Annotated in this window: 6 protein-coding genes; 4 read left to right on the forward strand and 2 right to left on the reverse strand. The window is 51.8% G+C overall.

The window, feature by feature from the left end; translation table 11 throughout:
* Together ABYW01_RS15810 and ABYW01_RS15815 are read left to right on the forward strand one after the other, a co-directional pair.
* Positions 1-806 (forward strand): ABC transporter permease (locus ABYW01_RS15810; RefSeq protein WP_372834488.1); only part of this gene is annotated, 806 nt, incomplete at its 5' end.
* Entirely contained in the window at positions 799-1,446 is a 648-nt protein-coding gene (locus ABYW01_RS15815) for an ABC transporter ATP-binding protein (protein WP_372834491.1), read from the forward strand. The genes ABYW01_RS15810 and ABYW01_RS15815, both read left to right, overlap by 8 nt.
* An 18-nt stretch (positions 1,447-1,464) precedes the next feature.
* Here the strand turns inward: ABYW01_RS15815 and ABYW01_RS15820 are convergent, their stop codons facing one another.
* Positions 1,465-1,908 carry a PACE efflux transporter gene (locus tag ABYW01_RS15820; RefSeq protein ID WP_372834493.1) on the reverse strand — a complete coding sequence of 148 codons (444 nt, stop codon included), beginning with the start codon at positions 1,906-1,908 and terminating at the stop codon, positions 1,465-1,467.
* A 130-nt stretch (positions 1,909-2,038) separates the two neighbouring features.
* Between ABYW01_RS15820 and ABYW01_RS15825 the strand changes: the two genes are divergently transcribed.
* Together ABYW01_RS15825 and ABYW01_RS15830 are read left to right on the forward strand one after the other, a co-directional pair.
* Positions 2,039-2,923, forward strand: a complete 885-nt coding sequence (locus ABYW01_RS15825) for a LysR family transcriptional regulator (RefSeq protein WP_372834494.1) — start codon at positions 2,039-2,041, stop codon at positions 2,921-2,923.
* 64 nt (positions 2,924-2,987) lie between these two features.
* Positions 2,988-3,674: a hypothetical protein gene (locus ABYW01_RS15830; protein WP_372834496.1), complete on the forward strand. Its 687-nt coding sequence runs from the start codon at positions 2,988-2,990 to the stop codon at positions 3,672-3,674.
* A gap of 73 nt (positions 3,675-3,747) precedes the next feature.
* On the opposite strand, the gene ABYW01_RS15835 is transcribed toward ABYW01_RS15830, so the two are convergent.
* Positions 3,748-4,087: heavy metal-binding domain-containing protein (locus ABYW01_RS15835; RefSeq protein ID WP_372834498.1), on the reverse strand; the 340-nt coding region annotated here is incomplete at its 5' end.

Raw genomic sequence — 4,087 nt, forward strand, 5'->3', positions numbered from 1 at the left:
ACCCATCAACCGCTGGATGCATCACTTTTCCGGTTACAGCCGTGAGTATGTTATCAGCATGGCGTGATCAGAGTGTTACCTTGCTGGTGCTCGGGATCGGTTGGCAGATCGCCGCTACCGCCTTGAATAATCCGCTCCTGCCCACACCGCTGGCGGTGATGGATCTGATGCACGACCTTTGGCAGCAGGGAGAGCTGCAATCTCATCTCTGGATCACCTTGCAGCGGGTATTGATCAGCTTTGGTATAGCGATGTTTTTGGGGGCCATTCTCGGTGTGCTGATGGGGCGGTTTCGTAACCTTAACCGCTGGTTCGATCCCTTCTTGGTACTGTTGCTGAATATTCCTGCGTTAGTGGTGATTATTTTGCTCTACGTCTGGTTTGGATTGGTGGAAGCCGCCGCAGTCGCTGCAGTCGTGATCAACAAGCTGCCTAATGTCGCAGTCACCTTGAGAGAGGGGGCACGTACCTTTGATCCCGAGCTGGAGGAGATGGCGCAGGTGTATCACTTCAGTTTCGGGCAACGTGTACGTCATATCTGGTGGCCTCAGCTGTTTCCCTTTGTCATGGTGGCCACCCGCAGCGGTTTGGCGCTGATCTGGAAGATTGTGCTGGTGGTTGAGCTGCTGGGGCGTTCTGACGGTATTGGCTTTCAACTCCATCTGGCGTTCCAGTTGTTTGATGTGACGGCGATTCTTGCTTACAGCTTTGCCTTTATTGTGGTGGTACAGCTGATCGAATGGTGCCTGCTACAGCCCACCGAGCAGTATGCGGTGCGATGGAAGCGGGAGCTGAATCATGGTTGAGTTTCATATCTCAGGGCGAGAGTTCAGTCGTCCGGTGCTGGGTGATATAGGTATCCGCTTTGAGCCGGGTGAGAGTATCTGTTTATTGGGACCTTCCGGTTGCGGTAAGACAACGTTGCTAAACATCATTGCCGGTTTGGATAAGGGGTATCAGCAACCGATCTGGCAGGGAGAGACGCCTACGCTGGCCTATCTGTTCCAGCAGCCACGTTTGCTACCGTGGCGTACGGTGCTGGATAACCTGCTGCTGGTTAATCCTGATCAGGATTTGGCCGTCGCATTGTTGGCTGAAGTTGGATTGGCAGAGGTGATAAACGAGTTCCCAACCCGTCTTTCACTCGGTATGGCACGTCGCGTGGCATTGGTACGCAGTTTATTGTTATCCCCGGATCTGATCCTGATGGACGAACCGTTGGTCTCCCTTGACCCGGTGACCGCCCGTCAGATGCGTGAGCTTGTCGAACGACTGGTCGTTGCTAATCCAGAGCGTCACCTGTTGTATGTCACCCACGATCTGGATGAGGCTTTGCAGATTGGAGATCGGATCTTGGTGTTGGGGGGAAAACCTGCCCAGATAGTCAGTCGGTTCGAGAAAGAAAATGTTGAAAGGCGGATGCTTGAATCCGCCTTAGAGGCTTAACCCTGCTTACAAATATCCCTATTCACTCATGCCGACGGTTGCTGTATTTCGCTGCGGGTTCACCGGAAATAGCAGATCATATGCCCAGTTAAAGGCAAAGGCGTAGACCATAAAAAACAGGGTAAAGCCCATGTCGGTCAGAAACGCATGCCACAGGGGCATATTCAGCCACCATGCAACCAGTGGCAATGTCGCGATGAGTAACCCGCCCTCAAATCCCACTATATGAACCAGACGTAATTTAAGGGATCGTTTGTTCGGTGGTGTATGGTGCTGCCAACAATCGAACCACAGGTTGTATTGATAGTTCCAGCCCATCGCTATCAGGCTTAGGATGATTGCTAAGCTTCCGATCTCGGTGACTGAATTTTCTAGCACTAAGGCCGCAACAGCGGTTGATAAGACAAGTGCAACGGCTTCAAACAGCAGAGTGTGACGGATTCTGTCTTTAGTCGTGCGCATGGTGATCTCCAGAACTTCGTGATGAATAATTGTTGGTGCTATTCTCTCACTTATATCTATAGTTAAAAGTTAGTATCTATCTTTTTATTAGATGGATGGATTTGCTTTTGGTATTTGTTGGAGGTGAGAGATGCGCTTTAACCTGGAGCAATTGCGGGCGTTTAGCTTGAGCGTGGATCGGGGATCGTTTTCAGCCGCGGCCAGAGAGATGGGGAAAGCGCAGTCGGCGGTCAGTACTGCCATCTCGAATCTTGAGCTGGACCTTGGCTTGGACCTGTTCGATCGCAGTCGTCGCGAACCGACGCTGACGGAAGAGGGGCATGCGTTATTACCGCAGGCTCGGGCGTTGTTGGAGCAGGCCAAATTATTTGAGGGACGCGCTGATTCAATGGCTGCAGGTGAGGAGGGGAGACTGACTCTGGCGGTGGAAGAGTCGCTGATTGGCGAAGCTCTGGAGGATATGCTGGTTCGCTTTGAGCAAGCGTTTCCGCAATTGGAGCTGGAACTGTTTAACCCCGCCCGCAGAGATATCATCAGACTGGTACAGCAGGGGCGCGTTGATATAGGCGTGTTAATCAGTACGCTGGAAGCGGCGGAAGGCTACTATATCAAGCCGCTCAAACAGATGACGATTGTGGCGGTCGCGAGTGCAGACCATCCATTAAGCGGTCAGATACTGCCAAGTTTTGACGAACTTGGGTATTACCGGCAATTGTTGTTGACCTCGCGTACCGGAAAAGTTGCCGCGACAGATCAGCTGAGTAGCAAACTGTGGAAGGTCGAAAGCCAGTACTTTCTGATAGATATGGTGAAAAGGGGGTTGGGTTGGGCCTGGGTGCCGGAACACCTGGTCCGGCCATGGTTGGATGACGGTAGCCTGAGCATGCTGCGTTTTGAGGGGGGTGGTGATCTGATGAATATGCCTGTGGATCTGATTATCAGTCCCAAATATAAAGAGGGCACGGCAGGGCAGTGGCTGTATCGAGAGCTGGCTGAGTTGGCGTTTCTGGTTTGACGGCACTCCATGGTTTACGGTCGCGCTTACCGTATAATGCGGTCCATACCTAAGGATTGAAAAGATGTCAGGACACGTTATGAAGATGTGCTTATCGCCACTGAAATCTATCTCTCTATCTGCGCGTACAGCCATGGCCTTGTTGGCTTTTGCGCTTGTTTCGCCCGCTCAGGCAGAAGATCAACAACGTTACCTGATCGTCTCCGCCCTAAAAGCTGAAACACCGGGGTTAGAGCGTTTCGCGCCGATCATTTATACCGGTGTAGGGAAAGTGAATGCAGCCCTTGGATTGTATGACGCGATCATTCACTACAAACCGGATCTGGTGATTAACTACGGTACTGCGGGTGCGGTCACGGATACCCGGGGTCTGAATAAAATTGGTACGTTTATCGAGCGGGATATGGATGCCCGTGAAATTGGATTTCAGCGCGGGATCGCTCCATTTTCAGGGGAGTTATTGCCACAGGCGAAGGGTATCGTACTGGGTACCGGGGACTCTTTTGTCAGTGATTCGGCTAAGGCGCTGGATGGATTGAGTATTCGTATCGATCTGGTCGATATGGAAGGTTATGCGCTGTGGAAAGTGAGCCAGAAGCTGGGTGTGAAATTTGTCTCTTACAAATACACCAGTGACCATGCTGACGGCGAAGCGCCCAGTGACTGGGAAACCAACGTTGCTAAAGGTGCTAAGGCTTTCGCGGGGTTATTGGAAAAAGAGTACGGTGCCTCTTCGCTGCTCAGCGAATAAGGACGGATATTCAGCAGGTCAGGTTTGATGCTCACCCCAACCAGCTGGTGGGGGAGCATACTGACACAGTCACTTACTTAAACTTAACAGCAGTGCCGCTTACGCTCACCATCATCATGCTGCCGTTCTGGCCGATGACTTCGTAGTCGATATCAATACCCACGATACCGTCAGCACCCAACGCCTGGGCTTTAGTTTCCATCTCGGCAAAGGCGATCTCCCGCGCTTTACCCATCTCCTGCTCATAAGCACCGGAACGACCGCCGACAATATCGCGCACGGCACCAAATAGATCTTTAAAGATATTTGCACCCAGAATAGCCTCGCCCACGACAACATTTAGATAGTCCTGAATTGGCTTGCCATCAACGGTAGAGGTCGTTGTTTTTAGCATCGTTGTTCTCCTTGTTGGG

The sequence above is a fragment of the Pontibacterium sp. genome (assembly GCF_041587635.1).
Lineage (GTDB): Bacteria > Pseudomonadota > Gammaproteobacteria > Pseudomonadales > Balneatricaceae > Pontibacterium.

Excerpts from the sequence above, each read along its gene's own strand:
- ABYW01_RS15825 (WP_372834494.1), top strand. The coding sequence starts at position 2,039 with ATGCGCTTTAACCTGGAGCAATTGCGGGCGTTTAGCTTGAGCGTGGAT.
- ABYW01_RS15815 (WP_372834491.1), top strand. The coding sequence starts at position 799 with ATGGTTGAGTTTCATATCTCAGGGCGAGAGTTCAGTCGTCCGGTGCTG.
- ABYW01_RS15830 (WP_372834496.1), top strand. The coding sequence starts at position 2,988 with ATGTCAGGACACGTTATGAAGATGTGCTTATCGCCACTGAAATCTATC.
- ABYW01_RS15820 (WP_372834493.1), bottom strand. The coding sequence starts at position 1,908 with ATGCGCACGACTAAAGACAGAATCCGTCACACTCTGCTGTTTGAAGCC.